Annotated in this window: 12 protein-coding genes; 5 read left to right on the top strand and 7 right to left on the bottom strand. The window is 70.9% G+C overall.

Features of this window, described 5'->3' with window-relative positions; all coding sequences use genetic code 11:
• Window positions 1–12 precede the first annotated feature (12 nt).
• Window positions 13–1,590 (top strand): phytoene desaturase family protein, encoded by a 1,578-nt coding sequence (locus ACQEV2_RS02100; RefSeq protein WP_433035814.1) that lies wholly within the window; start codon window positions 13–15, stop codon window positions 1,588–1,590.
• 104 nt (window positions 1,591–1,694) lie between these two features.
• Here ACQEV2_RS02100 and ACQEV2_RS02095 read toward each other — a convergent pair whose 3' ends face one another.
• Window positions 1,695–3,455, bottom strand: coding sequence for a serine hydrolase (locus tag ACQEV2_RS02095; protein WP_433035811.1), 1,761 nt, complete (start codon window positions 3,453–3,455; stop codon window positions 1,695–1,697).
• A gap of 127 nt (window positions 3,456–3,582) precedes the next feature.
• On the opposite strand from ACQEV2_RS02095, the gene ACQEV2_RS02090 reads away from it, so the two are divergent.
• Window positions 3,583–4,692, top strand: coding sequence for an NAD(P)H-dependent flavin oxidoreductase (locus ACQEV2_RS02090; RefSeq protein ID WP_433035808.1), 1,110 nt, complete (start codon window positions 3,583–3,585; stop codon window positions 4,690–4,692).
• A complete protein-coding gene (locus ACQEV2_RS02085) occupies window positions 4,689–6,248 on the top strand; it encodes an acyl-CoA synthetase (RefSeq protein WP_433035805.1) in 1,560 nt (519 codons plus the stop codon). Before ACQEV2_RS02090 ends, ACQEV2_RS02085 begins: the two co-directional genes overlap by 4 nt.
• Before the next feature lie 43 nt (window positions 6,249–6,291).
• Here ACQEV2_RS02085 and ACQEV2_RS02080 read toward each other — a convergent pair whose 3' ends face one another.
• The 4 genes from ACQEV2_RS02080 to ACQEV2_RS02065 all read right to left on the bottom strand — a co-directional run bounded on the left by ACQEV2_RS02080 (window position 6,292) and on the right by ACQEV2_RS02065 (window position 14,523).
• Window positions 6,292–9,201, bottom strand: a complete 2,910-nt coding sequence (locus ACQEV2_RS02080) for an ATP-binding protein (RefSeq protein ID WP_433035802.1) — start codon at window positions 9,199–9,201, stop codon at window positions 6,292–6,294.
• A gap of 183 nt (window positions 9,202–9,384) precedes the next feature.
• On the bottom strand, window positions 9,385–10,392 hold the full coding sequence (locus ACQEV2_RS02075) for a (-)-alpha-amorphene synthase (protein ID WP_433035799.1): 1,008 nt from the start codon (window positions 10,390–10,392) through the stop codon (window positions 9,385–9,387).
• A gap of 5 nt (window positions 10,393–10,397) precedes the next feature.
• Window positions 10,398–11,816, bottom strand: a complete 1,419-nt coding sequence (locus ACQEV2_RS02070; RefSeq protein ID WP_433035796.1) for a cytochrome P450 — start codon at window positions 11,814–11,816, stop codon at window positions 10,398–10,400.
• A gap of 277 nt (window positions 11,817–12,093) precedes the next feature.
• Window positions 12,094–14,523, bottom strand: a complete 2,430-nt coding sequence (locus ACQEV2_RS02065) for a penicillin acylase family protein (protein WP_433035793.1) — start codon at window positions 14,521–14,523, stop codon at window positions 12,094–12,096.
• A 132-nt stretch (window positions 14,524–14,655) separates the two neighbouring features.
• On the opposite strand from ACQEV2_RS02065, the gene ACQEV2_RS02060 reads away from it, so the two are divergent.
• Window positions 14,656–16,155, top strand: coding sequence for an acyl-CoA synthetase (locus ACQEV2_RS02060; RefSeq protein ID WP_433035790.1), 1,500 nt, complete (start codon window positions 14,656–14,658; stop codon window positions 16,153–16,155).
• A 33-nt stretch (window positions 16,156–16,188) separates the two neighbouring features.
• On the opposite strand, the gene paaK is transcribed toward ACQEV2_RS02060, so the two are convergent.
• Window positions 16,189–17,484: a phenylacetate--CoA ligase PaaK gene (gene paaK, locus ACQEV2_RS02055; RefSeq protein ID WP_433035787.1), complete on the bottom strand. Its 1,296-nt coding sequence runs from the start codon at window positions 17,482–17,484 to the stop codon at window positions 16,189–16,191.
• A gap of 84 nt (window positions 17,485–17,568) precedes the next feature.
• Here paaK and ACQEV2_RS02050 point away from each other — a divergent pair, with 84 nt between their 5' ends.
• A complete protein-coding gene (locus tag ACQEV2_RS02050; RefSeq protein WP_433035784.1) occupies window positions 17,569–19,293 on the top strand; it encodes an alpha/beta fold hydrolase in 1,725 nt (574 codons plus the stop codon).
• Window positions 19,294–19,308: 15 nt separating this feature from the next.
• Here ACQEV2_RS02050 and ACQEV2_RS02045 read toward each other — a convergent pair whose 3' ends face one another.
• Window positions 19,309–19,758 carry a hypothetical protein gene (locus ACQEV2_RS02045; protein ID WP_433035781.1) on the bottom strand — a complete coding sequence of 150 codons (450 nt, stop codon included), beginning with the start codon at window positions 19,756–19,758 and terminating at the stop codon, window positions 19,309–19,311.
• Between the last annotated feature and the right edge of the window lie 33 nt (window positions 19,759–19,791).

The following is a 19,791-nucleotide window of genomic DNA, read 5'->3' as shown; positions in this document are numbered from 1 at the left end:
TTACGAAGAACCATGGCCGCACACGAGGGACACCCGGGACACCGCACCTACGACGCCGTCATCGTCGGCGGAGGCCACAACGGCCTGGTCGCCGCCGCCTACCTGGCCCGGGCCGGACGGTCCGTGCTGGTGCTGGAGCGGCTGGACCACACCGGGGGCGCCGCCGTGTCCACGCGCCCCTTCGCCGGTGTCGACGCGCGGCTGTCGCGCTACTCGTACCTGGTCAGCCTGCTGCCGAAGAAGATCGTCCGCGACCTCGGCCTGGACTTCCGGGTCCGCACGCGCAACGTCTCCTCGTACACGCCCGTCGAACGGGACGGACGGCCCACCGGCCTGCTGGTGGGCGGCGGCGAGCGGCGCACCCGGGAGGCGTTCGCCCGGCTGACGGGCGGGGAGCGCGAGTACGCGGCTTGGCAGCGCTTCTACGGCATGACCGGCGAGGTCGCGCGGCGCGTGTTCCCGACGCTCACCGAGCCCCTGCCGAGCCGCGAGGAGCTGCGCCGCCGGGTGGACGACGAGGAGGCCTGGCGGACCCTCTTCGAGGAGCCGATCGGCGCCGCGATCGAGGAGCGCTTCGCGGACGACCTGGTGCGGGGCGTGGTCCTGACGGACGCGCTCATCGGCACCTTCGCCGACGCCCACGATCCGTCGCTGAAGCAGAACCGCTGCTTCCTCTACCACGTGATCGGCGGCGGCACCGGCAACTGGGACGTCCCCGTCGGCGGCATGGGCGCCCTCACCGACGCCCTGGCCACGGCGGCCCGCCAGGCGGGCGCGCACATCGCCACCGGTCACGAGGCGGTACGCGTCGACACGGACGGCCGTACGGCGGAGATCACCTATCGCACGGCGGACAGCGAGGGCGTCGCCGCCGCCCGGCACGTCCTGGTGAACGCCTCCCCGCAGGAACTGGCCGCCCTCACCGGCGACACGCCCCCGGCCCCCGCCGAGGGCGCCCAGCTCAAGGTGAACATGCTGCTCAAGCGCCTGCCCCGGCTGCGCGACAGCTCCGTGGACCCCCGCGAGGCGTTCTCCGGCACCTTCCACATCGCCGAGGGCTACGACCAGCTGGCCGCCGCCCACGCCGAGGCCGCCGCCGGGGAACTCCCCGCCGCGCCGCCGTCCGAGATCTACTGCCACTCGCTGACCGACCCGACGATCCTCGGCCCCGGCCTCGTGGCACAGGGCTACCAGACCCTCACCCTCTTCGGCCTGCACACACCGGCCCGGCTCTTCGCACGCGACAACGACGCCGTACGCGACGAACTGCTGAAGTCGACACTCGCCCAGCTGGACGCCCACCTCGCGGAGCCGCTCGCCGACTGCCTGGCGACCGACGCCGACGGCCGCCCCTGCATCGAGGCGAAGACCCCGCTGGACCTGGAGCGCGACCTGCGCCTGCCCGGCGGCAACATCTTCCACCGGGAGCTGGCCTGGCCGTATGCCCAGGAGGGCACCGGCCGCTGGGGCGTGGAGACGCGGCACCGGAACGTGCTGCTGTGCGGGGCGGGCGCGGTGCGTGGGGGAGGGGTGAGCGGGGTGCCGGGGCACAACGCGGCGATGGCTGTGCTCCAAGCCCGCGAGGAGTGACGTTGCCTCTACTTACGGGGAGGCAGTCATGGCCGATCTCAGTCCCACTGACCTGCAGAAGGCCCTCCGCGGCGCCGACTACCCGACCCGTCGCGAGGAGTGCCTCAGTCGGCCGACGGAGTCCACCCTTTCCCTTCGATGCGCGCCCGGTCCGCCGGGCGCGCGTCGTCGAACAGGACACCGGCGGCCGTCTCGACGCGCAGCCCGTCGACGTAGGCCCCGCGGCCGACGTACAGCCGGTCCGTCGCGTACCGCCAGCGGAGCGCGAGCTGCCGTGTCGCCGGCAGATCTGCCGTGAGCCGGTGCCAGACGCGGCCCGACCAGCCGGTGACCATGCCGGTCGGGTGCTCTTGGGGCCGGTCGCCGTGGCGTGCGGTGGTGAAGGCCAGCGGCTGCCAGGTGGTCCCGCCGTCGCTGCTCGTCTCCAGGGCGAGGAGGTCCGACTGCGGTTCGGTGTCCCACCACAGGGCGCAGCGCAGGCATGTGTGGCCGGAGGACGTGTCTAGGGCGGGGAGGGTCAGGGTGGCGGTGGTGGTGTTCACCATTCCGGAGAACCATGCGGTACGGCCGTGTCGTGGGCGGACCGGTACGGCCCGGGCCAGGTTGTCGGCGGCGGCGACCCGGGGCGCGGAGCCCGATCGCCAACTCCGCACGGGGTGGACGGAGTTGCCGAGGACAACCAGGAAGGAGTCGGTCGTCGGGTCGAGGACCAGCGAGGTGCCGGTGAAGCCGGTGTGCCCCGCCGTGCGCGGGGTGGCCATCGCGCCCATGTACCAGTGCTGGTAGAGCTCGAAGCCGAGGCCGTGCTCGTCGCCCGGGAAGGCGGTGTTGAAGTCGGTGAACATCAGCTCCACCGATTCCGGCTCCAGGATGCGGCACCGGCCGTAGGCGCCGCCGTTGAGCAGGGTCCGGCCGAGGACCGCGAGGTCCCAGGCGCACGAGAACACGCCGGCGTGCCCCGCGACCCCGCCGAGGCTGAAGGCGTTCTCGTCGTGCACCTCCCCCCATACGAGCCCCCGGTCCAGGCCGGACCAGGGCTTGCGGGCGTCCTCGGTGGCGGCGATCTTCGGTTTCCAGGCGGCGGGCGGGTTGTAGCGGGTGCGGTGCATGCCGAGCGGGGCGGTGATCTCGTCGCGGAGGAGTGCGTCGAGCGTGCGGCCGGTGATCTTCTCCAGGACCAGCTGGAGGGAGATCAGATTCAGGTCCGAGTAGAGGTACTTGGTGCCCGGCGGGTTCAGCGGCGCCTCGTTCCAAATGAGCTGGATCTTCTCCTCGTACGTCGGCGCGTTGTACAGCGGGATCCAGGCGCGGAATCCCGAGGTGTGGGTGAGGAGCTGACGGATCGTGATGTCCTGCTTGCCCGCGCGGCCGAAGTCCGGGAGGTAGGAGGAGACCGTCGCCTCCAGGCCGAGCGCACCGCGCTCGATCTGCTGCACGGCGAGGATCGAGGTGAACAGCTTGGACACCGAGGCCAGATCGAAGACGGTGTCCTCGGCCATCGCGATCTGCTGGTCGGGCGGGAACTCGACGCCGGTGTCGGTCTTCTCGTCGTACGCCCGGTAGCGCACCGCCGCCCCGATGGGCTGGTGCAGGGCCACGGTGCCGCCGCGTCCGGCGAGGAGTACGGCGCCCGCGTACCAGGGGTGCTTGGGGGAGGGGCCGAGGAACGCCTCGGCGTCGGTGAGGAGTCGGCGGAGGTGGGCGGGGAGGAGACCGGCGCGCTCGGGGGAACCGCGGCGGAGAGTGGGACGAGCGGGGGCGGCTACGGCCGGGGCGGCGGGTAAGGGCGCGAGGGCCAGGGCGCCGCTCAAAGCCAAGGCGCCCAGCTGACGGCGGGTAGGTCTGGGGGCCACTTCATCGGTCATCGTGAAACCTTGCTGTCGGGTGCCGGTCGTGTCAATGAGGTGTGTGCGTTCCACGAGGTGAGCAGAAAACTGACGGGGCATCAGGAAACCCCTTCCGTCCTCCGGAGGACTCCGGCATCCTGCGCCCATGCAGACGGAGCTGAGCAAGAAACTGGGAGTCGAGCACGCCATCTTCGGCTTCACGCCGTTCCCCGCCGTCGCCGCGGCCATCAGCCGGGCCGGCGGTTTCGGAGTGCTCGGCGCGGTCCGCTACACCGCCCCCGACGACCTCAAACGCGACCTCGACTGGATCGAGGCACATGTCGACGGCCATCCCTACGGCCTGGACGTCGTCATGCCCGCGAAGAAGGTGGAAGGCGTCACGGAGGCCGACGTCGAGGCGATGATCCCCGAGGGGCACCGGCAGTTCGTCAAGGACACCCTCGCCAAGTACGGCGTGCCCGAACTCGCCGAGGGAGAGGCGTCCGGCTGGCGTATCACCGGCTGGATGGAGCAGGTGGCACGCACCCAGCTCGACGTCGCCTTCGACTACCCGATCAAGCTGCTCGCCAACGCCCTCGGTTCACCACCCGCGGACGTGGTGGACCGCGCCCACGAGCGGAACGTTCTCGTCGCCGCGCTCGCGGGCAGCGCCCGGCACGCCGTCAAGCACAAGGAACGCGGCATCGACATCGTGGTCGCCCAGGGCTACGAGGCGGGCGGCCACACCGGTGAGATCGCCTCCATGGTGCTGACGCCGGAGGTCGTGGAGGCGGTCGACCCGCTGCCCGTGCTGGCGGCCGGGGGCATCGGAAGCGGCCAACAGGTGGCTGCCGCACTCAGCCTCGGCGCCCAGGGTGTGTGGCTGGGCTCCATATGGCTGACCACCACAGAGGCCGATCTCCACTCGCCCGCCCTGACCCGCAAACTGCTCGCCGCCGGATCGGGCGACACGGTGCGCTCCCGCGCCCTGACCGGCAAACCCGCCCGTCAGCTGCGCACCGAGTGGACCGACGCCTGGGACGACGCGAACGGACCCGGCACCCTCCCGATGCCCCTCCAGGGCCTGCTGGTCGCCGAGGCCGTCTCGCGGATCCAGAAGCACGAGGTCGAGCCGCTGCTCGGCACCCCCGTCGGTCAGATCGTGGGCCGGATGAACAGCGAACGCAGCGTCCGGGCCGTCTTCGACGACCTCACCCGCGGCTTCGAGCGAGCCGTCGAGCGCATCAACCGCATAGCCGGAAGGAGCGGCGAGTGACGAGCACGAGCACACCCCCGGCAGGCTTCTGGGCCCAGGCCGCGGCCGACCCCCACCGCACGGTCCTCGTCGCCCCCGACGGCGAGAAGTGGACCGCCGGCCGTCTGCACGCCGCCGCCAACCGCCTGGTCCACGGCCTGCGCGCGGCCGGCCTGGAACGCGGCGACGCCTTCGCGGTCGTCCTGCCCAACAGCGCCGAGTTCTTCACCGCCTACCTCGCCGCCAGCCAGGCGGGCTTCTACCTGGTCCCCATCAACCATCACTTCGTCGGCCCCGAGATCGCCTGGATCGTCGCCGACTCCGGCGCCAAGGTCCTCCTCGCCCACGAACGCTTCGCCGCCCCCGCCCGCCACGCCGCCGACGAGGCCGGTCTGCCGGCCACCCACCGGTACGCGATCGGCACGGTCGAGGGATTCCGGCCGTACGCCGAACTCCTCGACGGGCAACCGGAGTCGGCGCCCGCCGACCGCACCCTCGGCTGGGTCATGAACTACACCTCGGGCACCACCGGCCGCCCCCGCGGCATCCGGCGGCCCCTGTCCGGCAAGCTCCCCGAGGAGGCCTATCTCGGCGGCTTCCTCGGCATCTTCGGCATCCGCCCGTTCGACGACAATGTGCACTTGGTCTGCTCCCCGCTCTACCACACGGCCGTCCTCCAGTTCGCGGGCGCGTCCCTGCACATCGGCCACCGCCTGGTGCTCATGGACAAGTGGACGCCCGAGGAGATGCTCCGGCTGATCGACCGTGAGAAGTGCACCCACACCCACATGGTCCCGACCCAGTTCCACCGCCTGCTCGCCCTGCCCGAGGAGGTCCGGGCCCGCTACGACGTCTCCTCCATGCGGCACGCCATCCACGGCGCCGCCCCCTGCCCCGACCACGTGAAGCGGGCGATGCTCGACTGGTGGGGCCCGTGTGTGGAGGAGTACTACGCGGCCAGCGAGGGCGGCGGCGCCTTCGCCACCGCGGAGGACTGGCTGAAGAAGCCCGGCACGGTCGGCAAGGCCTGGCCCATCAGCGAACTCGCCGTCTTCGACGACGACGGCAACCGGCTCCCACCCGGCGAACTCGGCACCGTCTACCTGAAGATGAACACCGGCGGCTTCGCCTACCACAAGGACGAAGCCAAGACGAAGAAGAACCGCATCGGCGACTTCTTCACCGTCGGCGACCTCGGCTACCTCGACGAGGACGGCTACCTCTTCCTCCGCGACCGCAAGATCGACATGATCATCTCGGGCGGTGTGAACATCTATCCCGCCGAGATCGAGTCCGTGCTGCTCCAACACCCCGCCGTGGCAGACGCCGCCGCCTTCGGCATCCCGCACGACGACTGGGGCGAGGAGGTCAAGGCCGTCGTCGAGCCCGCCCCCGGTCACGCACCGGGCCCCGCCCTCGCGACATCCATCCTCGACCACTGCGCCGATCAACTCGCCGGCTACAAGCGGCCCAAGAGCGTCGACTTCATCACCGAGATGCCGCGCGATCCCAACGGCAAGCTGTACAAGCGGCGGTTGCGGGACCCGTACTGGGAGGGGCGGGAGCGACCCGTGTGACCAGGGCCCCGCACTCGTCCTGGATCGGCGGCCGGCCGGGACCTCAGGAGCGAGGACGCGGAAAGGTCTCCAAGGCCTTGGCGAGGCCGGCGGCGTCGGTGCCGGCCTTGCGGTAGACGCTGGACAGCAACTGCCGCACGCCCTGCTCCGTGAGCCGGAGTTCCTTGGCGATCACGGCCGCCGGCTGGCCCTGGACGGCCAGTTCGGCGGTACGGCGTTCCTGAGCCGTCAGTGTGTCCGCCTGCGCGTATCGCAGCGGCAGCGGGCGCAGTCCGGCTGCCGAAAGTTGTTCCCTGGCCCGGGCGGCGAGCGCCTCCGCCCCACAGTGGACGGCAGCTTCCAGACCTCGGTAGAGCCGATCGGCGGCCTCCTGGACCCGGCCGCCCAAGGACAGGGCGGCGCCGTGGCCGATCAGGGCACGGGCGAGCTCGTAGGAGGCGGGTGACTGCTCCAGGTGGTCCACCGCTTCCGCGTACAGGTCGACCGCCGCCGGTCCGCCGGTCACCTCGGCGAGGGTGTGGAGGGCTTGGCCGATCGTGGAGGCGGCGCCGAAGTCCCGGGCGCGCTTGACCGCGTCCTGGGCGTGACCGATCGCCGCCTCCGGGGCGGTGGGGGCGAGGGCCGACGCCAGGAGCAGCTGCCAGGGGCACAAGGAGGGGTTGCGCGTGCCCCGTGCGTCCAGCCAGTCCCCGACGGCGGACAGCAGGCTCCCGGCCTCGGCATGCCGGCCCTCGGCCAGGAGCAGTTCGGCGTACACCGTGCGGGGATCGGGGTAGATGACGGCGTTCGGGACGACCTCGCCGTAGCGGTAGGAGTCGGCGAGGCGACGCGCGTCGGCGGTGCGGCCGCGGGCGAGCAGGATCTGGATGAGGATGCCGATGGCGAACCACTGGGCGGGGACCGCGCCTGCCACACGGTCGGCGGTGCGCAGGCCGGAGCGTACGAGTTCCTCCGCCTCAGGGAGGCAGCCGCGGCGGTAGCGGATGTAGCCGAAAAGAGTCTGCCCCTGCGCCAGGTGGGAGCCACGCCAGCCCATGCGCTCGCACTCGGCCATGCCCTTGGTGAACAGTTCCTCGGCCCGCCGCGGCTGGTCGCAGTACATGAACACCAGGGCGACCGAGACGGGCACCTCGAAACCCCGGTTCTCGTCCGTCCAGCTCAGTCCACCGCGCAGGGCCTCCTCCGCAAACGCGAGGACGGTCTGCCGGGGCTCGCCCCGCACCATGGCGTCCCAGGCCCGCAGCCCCAGGATGTACCGCTCCTCCAGACCACGGCCGGTCAACCGCTCGGCCAGCCGAGCCAGCCTGCGCGAGCGGGCGAACGAGTCGGGCTCGTCGGTGCGGAAGGCGCTCCAGACGAAGTGATCGGCCTGCATGCGCAGGCGGATGCGCGGGTGGCTGGCGAGCCGCGCCGCGTCGGCGGACACGGTCGCCGCCTCCGCCAGCCGGTCGGTGTGGGCCAGCGCCTGGGTCAGCCGGTAGACGATGGAGGCCCGCAGATGGGGCTCCACGCCGGGCTCCGCCAGCGCCTCCTGGAGATGGCTGACCGTGGCCGTGGGTTCGATCAGGAAGGTCGAGCAGGCGAGCTCGTGCAGGAGTGCGGCCCGGTCCTCCGGAAGCGGTGGCTCCTGCAACGCTCGGGACAGGACGCGCCGGGCGGCCTCCGGAGCCCCGGCCCGAAGGTGCTCACGGGCGGCCTCGCGCAGGCATGCGACCACCTCGGGCCTGCCCTCGGAGGGAACCTCCAGCAGATGCCGGGCGGCGGCGGTCGGACCGTAGCCTGCCGCGCGAACGGCCTCCGCGGCCCGGTCGTGCAGGCCGACCCGCAGGCCCGAGGGGATGGACCGGTAGATCGTCGTGGCGATCAGCGGGTGGACGAACTCGATGCCGCCCCCGGCCCCCTCGGCGTCGGCGAGGATGCGGGCCGCACGCAGCTTCTCGGTGGCCTCCACGGCCTCCTCGCTGCCGATCACCGCGAGAGCCGCGGCGAGCTCCCGTGACACCGGTGGACCCAGTACGGCCGCGGCATGGGCGAAACGGACGGTGGTGGTGCCGAGCGCGCGCAGGCTCTCGATCAGCCCAGGGCCCTTGACCGCTGCGGCCAGGTCGCGCATCGCGGGCAACTCGCTCTGTGCGCCCTTCAGGTTCCGTTCGCCGAGCCTGATCGCGAGTTCGACGGTCTCGAACGGGCTGCCGCCGGTCACCGACCAGCACTCGTCGCAGAACTCGTCCTCGACTCCCTCTCCCAGCTCGTCCCGGACGATCTGGGCCACGCCGGCGGCGCTGAGCCGCGCCAGCGGGTACGGGCGGTTCCCGTGACGTTCGACGACCGTGCGGAAGGGGGCCGCCTCGGGCGGCAGTTCGTCCGGCCGGTAGGCGACGACGAGCAGGAGGGGAAGATCGGCGGCCCGCGGAGCGAACGAGGCGAGCCAGCCGAGCGACTCGAGATCGGCCCAGTGCAGGTCGTCCAGGAGCAGGACGAGGGGTGCCTTCACCGCCACGAGGCGCGTCATGACCCAGTCGAGACCGTCACGCACCCCGGTCGGATCCGGGGCGTGGGCGGTGTCCGTCGCCTCCAGGCCGAGCGCGGCGGCGACGATGTCGTACCAACTGCCCAGGAAGGTGCGGCGTTCCGTCTCGTCCATGGTGGCCAGGGTGGGCTGGACGAGCTGGCGCACCAGACGGAACGCCAGCTCCTGTTCCTTCTCGCCGGCCCGGGCCGACAGCACATGGAATCCGTGTGCCGCGGCGCGGGCGCGTGCCTTCGTGAGGAGTGCCGTCTTGCCCAGCCCGGCCGGACCGGTGAAGGCGAGCAGTCCGGTGGGGCGCGCCCGCTGGACGCCGTCGGCGGCGTCGCCCAGGTCCGACAAGGCGGAGTCGAGCGCCTGGAGTTCCCGTTGGCGCTCCAGCAACCGGCGGGGCTCGGAGTTCGGTTGCCACGACCCATGCGCCATGTGCCCTACCGCTTCCTGTCGTTGATCCGGAGGACAGCGCAGAGCGTACGCCGCAGGTGAGCGCAGGGTGGCCGTGTTCGGGCACGAGGATGACAGAGAAGGATGAATTCCGCGCCGAAGTGGTTCGATTGTCCGCTCTTCGGGTAGTGAACTTCGAATCAGTGCTCTCGGCCGTTGGATGCCTCACAGGAGTGCGGAAGTCAGCGCCGCGTCCGCATAGCGCGGCACACTGCGGGACCAGTAGTAGCACCCTCGGATCCAGCCGATCATGCCGTCCACGTAGCCGATCCCGGCAGGGCTCAACTCCGGCTTGATCTCGTCGTGGAGCCGCTCGAACTCCCTGATCGTGCCGTTGATCTGCCGGATGGCCGGCATGACGGCCGCCGGAAGGGAGCACCCGAGGGCCCGCTGGTGGGCGAGGGCCAGATTGATCACGCCGCCCGTCCGTTGCTCCTTCACCGCGGAGAAGAGGTCGGGTATCCACACCGCCGCATCGGCCGACAGCCGGCTCAGGCGTTGCACGACGGGGTGATGGAGTTCCTCGGGGGACAGATCGCACGGTTGCGCCGCTTCGGCCAGCGGGTGGAAGGGCTCGACGCCCGCGGTGAGCGAACGTATCGAGGTGGTCAGTCCCATGGGCGGGGGGAGGGGCTGGGCCTGGGCCACCGCCTCGTACAGGAGGCCGTGCACGTATTCGCGGCTCTTCCATGCCCAGCGCGCGGCTTGTGCGGGGGTGCACCGCTCTCGGACCTGCCGGTGGAGATCGGCCAGTGCCGCCCCGAGGGGCGTGCTGGGCCGGGCGTCGTCACGCAGGATGCCGATGCTCTCGCTCAGCATGGGCAGCAGCCGGCCCGGCGACCGCCGGCCGATCTCTTCCGCCCGGTCGTCGAAGACGAATTGATAGGCGATTTGGTTCGCCACGATCTGGAGGAGATCCAGCTCCACCGTCGGGCTGATGCAGGACGCGAGTTCGGCGGGCCGGGTGAAGGCGATCATCGCCTCCACCCCCAGTTCGTCGGTCAGCCCGCACGTGCGTAACCACGCATCGACGCCGGCGGCCGCTTCGGGTGCGTGGGCATTGCTCAGAAACGGGAACGGCATATAGAGATGCGCGTCGATCAGTTCCGTGAGATTGGAGGCGGGAATTCCGCCTTGTGTCGCGAGACCGACTTCCTCATGCGTCGTCGACACCGTTGTCACCTTCCGTTCGGGAGTCGCGTACGAGACTCTGTGCCGAGCGGCCGTTGCGCTCGCGGTTCGCAGACCATCACCAAGGACCGCGGCCCCAACGTCGCCGCGGGACGCACGCGTTCGACGTGTCCGGGCACGTGGCGCAGACGCCAATTCCGTGCGACGTACGCGAGAGTCATGGTGGCTTCCGCCATGGCGAAAGAGTCGCCGATGCATTTACGGCTGCCCGCGGCGAACGGAATCATCGCTCCCTGCGGGACGCCGACAGCCTGCCCCGGCAGCCAGCGGTCGGGGAGGAAGCGGTCGGGCTCGGGGAACGAGACCGGGTCGTGATGCAGGAGGTAGGGGCTGTAGAGGACAGTGGCGCCCGGCGGGAGGCGGTGACCGGCCAGATGCGTTTCCTTGGTGGTGACGCGAGTGAAGAGCCAGCCGGGCGGGCGGTGGCGAAGCGTCTCGGTGAGGACGAGTCGGGTGCGGACGAGGCGCGGCAGCTCGTCGGGACCGGGCAGTCGGCCCCCGGCGAGCACGGCGTCGACCTCGGAGTGCAGCCGGCGCTCCTCCTCCGGATGCCGCGCCAGCAGGTCGAGGGCGGAGGTGAGGCAGAGGGCGGTGGTCTCGGCTCCGGCGAACAGGAGCGTGATGAGCTGGTCGTGGACTTCCTGTGCGGTGATCGCCGCTCCGCCATGGTCCTGCGCGGCCGCCAGCAGAGTGCCCAGTACGTCGGTCCGGCCGCCGCATGCAGTGCCCTGTCGGCGCTCGGCGATGGCCGCGTCAACGATCGCGTGCAGGCGGTCGACGGCACGGGTGTAGCGACGGTTCGCGGGCGTGGGGGCGCGGAACAGGGCGTCGACCGGAACCACCGTCCGGACGAAGAGGCCGCGGACGATGGTGGCGAGGCAGCTGCGCAATTCGGCGCCCGTCGCGGCGTCGAGCGAGTCGGAGAAGAGCACACGGCTCATCACCCGCGTCGTCAGTGCCAGCATGGTCGCGCTGACGTCGACCTGCTCGCCGGCCCGCCACTCACGGCACACCGACTCCACCTCCCCGCCCATCAGCACCGAGTGGTCGGCGACACGGGCCGCGCGGAAGTCGGGTTGGAGCATCCTGCGCTGCCGCCGGTGCTCCTGGTGGGGGCAGGTGCCGACCCCGTCACCCAGAAACGACCGCAGCCTGTCGTAGAGCGGGCCCCCCTTGTCGAAGGTGCGCGAGTCCATGAGCACTTGGTGGACCAACTCCGGGTGACACACCATCCAGGCGCGCTGGGGACCCAGCCGTATCTCGACCAGGTCCCCATGAGCGGGCAAAGAATTCAGAAAAGCCAACGGGCGACGGTACAAGGCGATACCGTGGCCGATGAATGGGAATATGCCCGGCGCAGTACCCACCCTCCAGGCGTGTTCTCGTTCAGGCACAGCACGGCTCATGGAAACCTCCCCCTCAAGCGCGGCACGTGAAATGGGGGAACGTGCCACGGACTTGACACTTGACACAAGTCCTGCCCATTTAAAGCGGCGCTCGGTTTCCGGAAACCTTTCCCCAATGGGGCGCACAGAAGCACGGAGTAGCAAAAGCAGCATTCGGTGAACGGTTGTTGTTGCATCATGCAACGACGGAGATTTTCACTCGTCACTCAAGTGTGGTCTCGCACCATGTGGTCCCGCGCTATGTGGTCCCGCCCCATGGGGACGGGACCACAGCGACTCAGCGTTCGTGCACGCGCACCACCTTCAGAGCGGGCGACGCCACGATGTCCTTCTCGCAGAACCGCGAGGTCACCCACTTCTCACCGGAGAACAACCGGGTCTGGTCGCTGAAGTGGGGCGAGTCCGGGTTCGAGGACTGGGAGTACGTCAGCAGCGTACGGACGACCGGGCAGCGGCTGCCGTCCCAGCCCACCGCCTGGATGTGGCTGGAGCCGGTCGTCACCTCCTGATAGCCGCCGCGCGCCTGGTCCCACACGGGCTCGATCTTGTTCCACACGCCCAGCCCTTCCGTGCCGCCCGGAACGGGGATGCGCTGACCGTTCCGTACGACGACTTGGTGCTCGCCGAGGCGCGAGTCGAGCGCGATGCCCGCCGCCCGGAGCTCCGCGACCGTGTCCGCGAGGGCCGTGGCGAAGCCCGGGGCGTCGGTGTTGAGGGTGTTCGGGGTGCGCACCGGGTCCGCCGCCGAGAAGGGCACCTTCCACCGCTGGGCGGCCGGCACCTTCGCCGTCAGCTTCCGCCAGAACCGGTCGAAGAGCAGGGCGCCCCGGCTGCCGCTGTCCATCGTGCGGTCCCAGCTCGCGAGCACCGAACAGGCCTCGGTGACGTCAACGGCCTTGCCGTCACTGCCTGTCGCCGTCCCACCCGGCAGCGCCGCACACGCCTTCGCCACGTCGGCCGCGGCCAGGTCACCGGCAGGCACCCGGTTCGCGAACTGCTGCCGCTCCAGGTCCCGGACGGTCAGACCGCCCCGCTTCGCCATCGCCGCCACATCCTGGATCGCGCCGCGGGTGCGCAGCGACCGCTGGGTGCCGACGTTGCCGAAGATCCGCTCGTATCCGGTGAGCGGCCGGTCGGCGTTGGCCAGCCACGCGCTGTCGTTGGAGTTCTCCGCGTACGGTGCGTCCGTCAGCGTAGGCATGCGTGCGGGCCCGAAGATCCCGGGCCGGACCGCGTCGGCGTCGGTGCCCAGCGCGCAGTCACCGCGGGAGCCGTCGAGCACCGCGAGGCCCGCCGCCGGGTAGGTGACCTTGCCGAGGTCCGTCGAACACCGCGCCGCGAGATCGTCGGTGATGCGCGGCAGCACCTGTGACTGGGTGTAGAGGGAGTGCCCCGAGGAGTCCGCGGCGATGGTGTTCACCCACGGCAGGCCCTGGTGCCGGGCGAGGGACGCGAGGACGTCGGCCGTGCCGCGCGCCTTGCTGAAGCCGAGAGAAGTGTCGGCGAACCTCATGTTGGCCGCGTTGGGGTCGCCCAGCGCGTACGCCGTCGTCGCCGTCCAGGGCAGCGGGAGGTCGCCGTCGGCGGAGGCCACGACAGGGCCGTACCGGGTCCACCACTGGGTGCGGGTCACCGGTGTGCCGTCCTTGACCGCGACGGCCACGGTCCGTTTCGTCATCCGCTCGGGTGTGCCGTCCACCAGATAGACGGTGGGGTCAGCCGGATCCAGCGTCAGCCTGTGCAGGTTGAACGGGACACCGGTCGAAACGGTGTGGCTCCACGCCACATGGGCGTTGTAACCGATGGAGATCGTCGGCGAGCCGAGCAGCGACGCGCCGGCGACGTTGAGCTCGCCGGGAATCGTCTGCTGCGCCTGCCAGAAGCGGCGTCCGCCGTGCCACGGGTAGTGCGGGTTGCCCAGCAGCAGACCGCGGCGGCTCGCCGTGGTGTCGCCGTGGAAGGCGACCGCGTTCGAGCCCATTTCCGCGTCGGCGGTCCGCTCGCGCACGGCCCGAATCAGGGCCTTGGCGTCCGGGCTGGTCCCTAGGCCCTTGGCGCGGGCTGCGGATCCGGTGGGTGGCTGGGCGGACGTGATGTCGTCCACGGCGCCGCCCTGGCCGCCGAGCACGGCGACGGCGTAGAAGCGGGCGGCCACGTCGAGCGCGGTGACCGGTCGCACCCAGGCGGCCCCCTTGCACGCGGGGTCCGTGATCCGGTTCTGCTTCAGCCAGGCGTTGTACCCGGCCGCGAAGCCGCGCATCAGGTCCTTCACCTGACGGCTCGGGCCTTGCGGCGCCGCTTCGGCGAGCAGCTTCTCCACCGTGCGCGCCTGCCGTACGCCGCGGAAGTACAGGTCGCTGGAGAGGTTGCTGGTGGCCGAGGAGAGCGAGAAGTCGGTCGCCGCGTCCGGCCCGAAGAAACGCGACCGCTCGCCGCGCACGGTCACGAACCCGTCGGCGAGCGTGCACACCTGGTCGGCGGCCTGCGCCCAACCGGTGCCGAAACCAAGGTCCTTGTAGCCCTTGGCGACGATGTGCGGGATGCCGTACTCGGTGTAGCGAATGACGGCGGACAGACCGCCGTTCGAGAGGTGTTCCTGCCGGTCCTGCGAGTCCTGCCGCTCGGCCGCGGTCGCGGGCAGCCCGGCCGCCGTGGCGGCGAGCAGGGCGACGGCCGCGACGACGAGCCGTCTGGGGCGGGTGCGCATCGTGCCTCCCAACGTCATTGAGGGAAGGAGCCGTTGAGCGTACCAACGGGTATGTGTCCCCGGCACGGTGTTCTGTGTCCTGTGCGGTGTCCTGCTTGACCTGTCCGTGCGACGCACCGAGGATCATGTGTCATGACGCCTGGACACGGCAGCACGGTTGACGGGGTCCTGCGACGCAGCGCCCGGCGCACCCCCGCGCGCGTGGCGGTCGACTACCACGACCGCTCCTGGACGTACGAGGAACTCGACGAGGCCGTATCGCGCACGGCGAGCGTCCTGCTCGGTCAAGGCCTCACCCCCGGCGACCGGGTCGGCGCCTACGGCCACAACTCGGACGCCTATCTGATCGCCTTCCTCGCCTGCGCCCGTGCCGGACTCGTCCACGTCCCGGTCAACCAGAACCTCACCGGCGACGACCTCGCGTACATCGTCGGCCAGTCCGGCAGCTCCCTGGTCCTCACCGACCCGGACCTGGCGGACCGGCTCCCGGACGACGTCCGTACGGTGCCCCTGCGCGACGCCGACGACTCCCTGCTGGCTCGGCAGGTCACGGCGCCCGCGTACGACGGCCCGGAGGCGCGCAGCGAGGACCTCGTACAACTGCTCTACACCTCGGGTACGACCGCCCTGCCCAAGGGCGCGATGATGACCCACCGTGCCCTGGTGCACGAGTACCTGAGCGCGATCACGGCCCTGGACCTGAGCGCCGGCGACCGCCCCGTCCACTCACTGCCGCTGTACCACTCCGCGCAGATGCATGTGTTCCTGCTGCCGTATCTCGCGGTCGGCGCCACCAACACGATCCTCGACGCGCCCGACGGCGACCGGCTCTTCGACCTGATCGAAACAGGCCGCGCGGACAGCCTCTTCGCCCCGCCCACCGTATGGATCGGGCTCGCGGGCCGCCCCGACTTCACCACCCGCGACCTCGACGGCCTCCGCAAGGCGTACTACGGCGCCTCGATCATGCCGGTGCCGGTACTGGAGCGACTGCGGGAGCGGTGGCCGAAGCTGGCCTTCTACAACTGCTTCGGGCAGAGCGAGATCGGCCCGCTGGCCATGGTCCTGGCCCCGGACGAGCACAAGGGCCGCATGGACTCCTGCGGCCGTACCGTCCTCTTCGTCGACGCCCGAGTGGTCGACGAGAAGGGCGAGGACGTGCCCGACGGCACCCCCGGCGAGATCGTCTACCGTTCCCCGCAGTTGTGCGAGGGCTACTGGGACAAACCCGAGGAGACCGCAGAGGCCTTCCGCGACGGCTGGTTCCACTCCGGCGACCTCGCGGTGCGCGACCCGCACGGCTACTACACGATCGTCGACCGGGTGAAGGACGTCATCAACTCCGGTGGCGTGCTGGTCGCTTCACGCCAGGTGGAGGACGCGCTGTACACGCACGAGGGCGTCGCCGAGGCCGCCGTGATCGGCCTGCCCGACGAGCGGTGGATCGAGGCCGTCACGGCGGTCGTCGTGCCGCGCGGCGAGGTGACCGAGGCCGAACTGATCGAGCACGCCCGCGACAAGCTCGCCCACTTCAAGGCGCCGAAGCGGGTGGTGTTCGTGGACGGGCTTCCGCGCAACGCCAGCGGCAAGATCCTCAAACGGGAGCTCAGGGACCGCTTTTCGGGGAGCTAGGTCCTCTTCTCGGGCAGCCGGGTCATCGCGCGCCTAGCGTGGCCGCAGGTCCTCGATCCGCCGGATCTTGCCCACGGAGCGTTCCAGCGACTCCGGTTCGACGATCTCCACGGCGACCGACACGCCGATGCCGTCCTTCACGGCCGCCGCGATGGACTGCGCCGCGGCGTCCCGGGTCTCGGGGGACGCGTCGGGGCGGGCCTCCGCCCGTACGGTGAGCGCGTCCAGACGGCCCTCCCGGGTCAGGCGCAGCTGGAAATGGGGTGCGACCCCGGGCGTGCGCAGCACGATCTCCTCGATCTGGGTGGGGAAGAGGTTCACCCCCCGCAGGATCACCATGTCGTCACTGCGGCCGGTCACCTTCTCCATCCGCCGGAACGCCCGCGCCGTGCCCGGCAGCAGCCGCGTCAGGTCCCGTGTCCGGTACCGGACGATCGGCATCGCCTCCTTGGTGAGCGAGGTGAAGACCAGTTCGCCCTCCTCACCGTCGGGCAGCACCTCCCCGCTGATCGGGTCGACGATCTCGGGAAAGAAGTGGTCCTCCCACACATGGAGCCCGTCCTTGGTCTCCACGCACTCCTGCGCGACCCCCGGCCCGATCACCTCGGACAGCCCGTAAATGTCGACGGCGTCGATCGCGAACCGCTCCTCGATCTCCTGACGCATCTGCTCGGTCCAGGGCTCGGCGCCGAAGATGCCGACACGCAGGGAGGTGCCGCGCGGATCGACGCCCTGCCGCTCGAACTCGTCGAGGAGGGTGAGCATGTACGACGGCGTCACCATGATGATCTCGGGCTTGAGGTCCTGAATCAGCTGCACCTGGCGGGCCGTCATCCCGCCGGACGCCGGGATGACCGTACAACCCAGTCGTTCGGCACCGTAGTGCGCGCCGAGTCCACCGGTGAACAGCCCATAGCCGTACGCCACATGGACCTTGTCCCCAGGCCGTCCACCGGCCGCCCGAATCGACCGGGCCACCATGTCGGACCACAGGGAAAGGTCGGCGTCGGTGTAGCCGACGACCGTGGGGCGTCCGGTGGTGCCGCTGGAGGCATGGATGCGGCGGATACGGTTCTGGGGCACGGCGAACATCCCGTACGGGTAGTTCTCGCGCAGGTCGGCCTTGGTGGTGAACGGGAAGCGGGTCAGATCGGCGAGCGAACGGCAGTCGTCGGGCCGTACGCCGGCCTTGTCGAAGGACTCCCGGTAGAACGGCACGTTGTCGTACGCGTGCCGCAGCGAGGCTCGCAGCCGCTCCAGCTGCAACGCCCGCAGCGCCTCCGGGTCGAGCCGTTCCCCCGAGTCCAGTAGCTCCGTCGCATCCGCCATGGGGAGTTCTCCCTCGCCAACCGCATCAATCCGGACGACCGATCATTCGGTCCGGGTGTTCGGGATCAGTAATCCAGGCGGTGAATGATCAGACAAGAGGGCGGGCCGCACTTTCTGCGGCTGGCACAACTCGGTTGCCGCGGCGGTGTCTCGGCGACCAAGATCGGCGCCATGCCGTACTTCACCGCCACCGACGGGACCGAGATCGCCTACCACCTGCGGGGTGAGGGCGAACCTCTCGTCGTCCTCCCCGGGGGGCCGATGCGGGCCTCCGCCTACCTGGACGACCTGGGCGGACTCGCCGCGCACCGACAGCTCGTGCTGCTCGACCTGCGGGGCACCGGGGACTCGCCCGTACCGGCGGACCCGGCGACGTACCGCTGCGACCACCTGGTGGACGACGTTGAGGTGTTGCGCGCCCACATGGGGCTGGCCCACATGGATGTGCTCGCCCACTCGGCCGGCGGCAGCCTCGCCATGCTGTACGCAGCCCGGTATCCGGAGCGGGTGTCGCGGCTGGCCCTGGTGACCGCGAATCCGTGGGCCCTGGGGATGCCGGCCACCACCGAGGACCGGCTGGCCGCCGCTCGGCTGAGGGAGGACGAGCCGTGGTTCGCGGACGCCTTCCCGGCGTACGAAGCCTGGCTGGCGGGGACGGGCGACTACGATCCCGTGTTCGCGCCCTTCTTCTTCGGGCGCTGGGACGACGCGGCCAAGGAGCACGACGCGCGCGGCGACGACGAGACCAATGAAGAGGCCGCCGACATCTACGGGTCCGACGGCGCCTACGACCCGCCCGCCACCCGCTCCGCACTCTCCCGGCTCGCCGCCCCGGTCCTCGTCCTCGCGGGCGAACTCGACGTCGCCCCCGGCCCCGAGCTCGCCCACCGCACCGCCGACGTCTTCCCGAACGCCGAGGTCGCCGTGCAACCGGGCGCCGGGCACCATCCGTGGCTGGACGACGCGGAGTGGTTCGTACGGCGTGTCGTGACCTTCCTGGACGGGGGAGCGTCGCCTGCCGGACCAGGTCTGGTCAATGGCCAGGGCTTGATGAGGAACGGACGCCTGAGCGACCCAGGGCCACGTGAGCCGGGGTCCCGCACTGTCAAGGCAAACGGCATCACCCTGGCCTACCGCGCCTGGGGCCCCGATGACGCGCCGCCCGTCCTCCTGCTGCACTGCCGCGGCGCCGACGGCGCGGACTGGGCGCGGATCGCGGAAGGGCTGGCGGCGGAGCCGCGCCCACGTCGGGTGTACGCGCCTGATCTGCGGGGGCATGGGCGCAGCGACTGGCCCGGCACGGATCCGGGCGCGGGGCCGGAGGTGTACCGGTACGAGGTGATGCGCGACGACATACGAGCCTTCCTCGTCGCCCTCGGCCTCGACCGGGTCGATGTCGTCGGCCACTCGCTCGGCGGCGCGGTCGCCTACCTCCTCGCGCAGCAGTCACCCGAGGTCGTACGGCGGCTGGTCCTGGAGGACGTACCGGCACCGTTCCCGCTCGACCCGCCACGCCCGCCCGCTGAACGGCCGGAGGGGGAGCTGCCGTTCGACTGGGCCATGGTGCGGGCGACCGACGAACAGCGCAACGCCCCCGATCCTGTGTGGTGGGACCACATGGGTCGGATCACCATGCCGACCCTGCTGATCGGGGGCGGCCCCACCAGCCTCATCCCGCAGGCGCAGATCGCCGAGCTCGCCGACCTGATCCCCGACACCCGGCTGGTGACCTTCGACACGGGACATCTGGTCCACGAGACCCGGCCCGAGGAGTTCCTGGTGGCCGTAGAGGCGTTTCTGGCGGAGTGACGGTGCAGACCCGCCTCAGTGGCCGGTCCGACGCCGGTACACGACGTAACCGAGGGTCAGAGCCAGCGCACCGGCGGCCAAGCCGGCTCCCAGCGCCACTTCGAAGTCCGCCGGCCCTCGCCCACCGCCCAGGCCGCCCCTGACCCCCTGCGTGGGGATCACCGAGCGGGTCGGGGTCGGGAGGGGAGACAGCGTGGGCAGGGGCGTCAGCGTGGGGAGCGGCGGCGAGACGGCAACGTCCCGGCGCGGCAGCGTCTCACAGGCGATGCCGTCGTCCACTCCATGGTCCTCGTCCAGACGGTGCGGGTCCCCGGAGTCGCGGTTGAACTCCGCCTGTGCGTCTTCCCGGAAGGTGAAGTCGGCGCAGTCCAGGTCGTTCTGGGCGTGGGCAACGGGGGCCGCCGGTCCGGCGGTGACGAGAACGGTGATCGCAGTCGTGCATATCGCGCGGATGCGTCTCTTCACGGGGGTTCCCTTTCGGTCCAGCGGTCACGACGA

Source organism: Streptomyces sp. CA-251387, from assembly GCF_050936625.1.
In the GTDB taxonomy this organism is placed as follows: domain Bacteria; phylum Actinomycetota; class Actinomycetes; order Streptomycetales; family Streptomycetaceae; genus Streptomyces.
This window is presented reverse-complemented; position numbering and strand designations above follow the sequence as displayed.

Excerpts from the sequence above, each read along its gene's own strand:
- paaK (WP_433035787.1), bottom strand. The coding sequence starts at position 17,484 with ATGGCGGATGCGACGGAGCTACTGGACTCGGGGGAACGGCTCGACCCG.
- ACQEV2_RS02070 (WP_433035796.1), bottom strand. The coding sequence starts at position 11,816 with ATGAGCCGTGCTGTGCCTGAACGAGAACACGCCTGGAGGGTGGGTACT.
- ACQEV2_RS02065 (WP_433035793.1), bottom strand. The coding sequence starts at position 14,523 with ATGCGCACCCGCCCCAGACGGCTCGTCGTCGCGGCCGTCGCCCTGCTC.
- ACQEV2_RS02050 (WP_433035784.1), top strand. The coding sequence starts at position 17,569 with ATGATCAGACAAGAGGGCGGGCCGCACTTTCTGCGGCTGGCACAACTC.
- ACQEV2_RS02090 (WP_433035808.1), top strand. The coding sequence starts at position 3,583 with ATGCAGACGGAGCTGAGCAAGAAACTGGGAGTCGAGCACGCCATCTTC.
- ACQEV2_RS02060 (WP_433035790.1), top strand. The coding sequence starts at position 14,656 with ATGACGCCTGGACACGGCAGCACGGTTGACGGGGTCCTGCGACGCAGC.
- ACQEV2_RS02100 (WP_433035814.1), top strand. The coding sequence starts at position 13 with ATGGCCGCACACGAGGGACACCCGGGACACCGCACCTACGACGCCGTC.
- ACQEV2_RS02080 (WP_433035802.1), bottom strand. The coding sequence starts at position 9,201 with ATGGCGCATGGGTCGTGGCAACCGAACTCCGAGCCCCGCCGGTTGCTG.
- ACQEV2_RS02095 (WP_433035811.1), bottom strand. The coding sequence starts at position 3,455 with ATGACCGATGAAGTGGCCCCCAGACCTACCCGCCGTCAGCTGGGCGCC.